This is a genomic window from Neisseria sp. P0009.S007 (assembly GCF_051962515.1).
On record NZ_JBQCVF010000718.1, the window covers coordinates 1 to 856 of the forward strand.

The 856-nt window shown below is 45.2% G+C and carries 1 protein-coding gene and 1 pseudogene; both read left to right on the forward strand.

Translation table 11 applies throughout. From position 1 onward, the window contains the following. Window positions 1-232: hemerythrin domain-containing protein (locus tag ACTHS3_RS15910; protein ID WP_440368493.1), on the forward strand; the 232-nt coding region annotated here is incomplete at its 5' end. Window positions 233-389: 157 nt separating this feature from the next. After that, window positions 390-856 (forward strand): annotated as a pseudogene (locus tag ACTHS3_RS15915) (hypothetical protein); the annotation flags it as partial.

Genomic DNA, 856 nt, shown 5'->3' on the forward strand with positions numbered 1-856 from the left:
GGGTGTGGGTCGCGGCGCGGCCATGCCCATCAGCGTGATGATGCATGAACACGAAGACCACGATCAGGCCATCGCGCGTTTGGAAGAATTGACCAATAATTTTGAGCTTCCCGAAGGCGCTTGCGGCAGCTGGACCCGTTTGTACGCATTGGCCAAAGAGATGGTGGACGATTTGAAAGACCACATCCACTTGGAAAATGAGATTTTGTTCCCCCGCGTTTTAGCTTCTTAAGAATTGATGTTAATCAAGGCCGTCTGAATGTTCAGACGGCCTGTTCTTTAATCCCTTGCTAAGTTAGTACAATAGTTCTAAAATTTTAATAAAGAAACAAAAATAAGCAGTAAAGGCACACATCCGTTTTTTTGTTTACTTGAGAAGGAGTTTATGAATGAAACATTCTAAAGTTTTACTATTGGGTATTCTGTTTGCTGCTGTGACTGCATACGCCCAAACGACGGACGGTAGCTGGAGTGCTCTGCAGGATACGAAAACAGGTGTGCAGTCGCGACCTTATTATGAATTTGGCAATGTGGTTCAGAAGATTTCTTTTAAGAAAACCGGTAATCCGGAAAATGGTTTGAAAAAGCCTGTCTTGACGGTGTATCGCCAAGGCAAGCTGTTGGGCGAAGCATATAATTTGGAAGCCTATCATGGCACCCCCTTGTTGCCAACCCTGTTTTTGGTAAACGGCAAGTCATTAAATATCAATGACGGCAACGATAGAAAACAATTGGCTTCTGCGAAGAGAATCGATTTTTACGATTTCGGGCGTAGCCGGATCGGCCATGCAGTCTTTACCGCGCCTAACGGCATCTGTCAGGATATGAAACACGGCAAAGGCGTTTCCTACAAGCT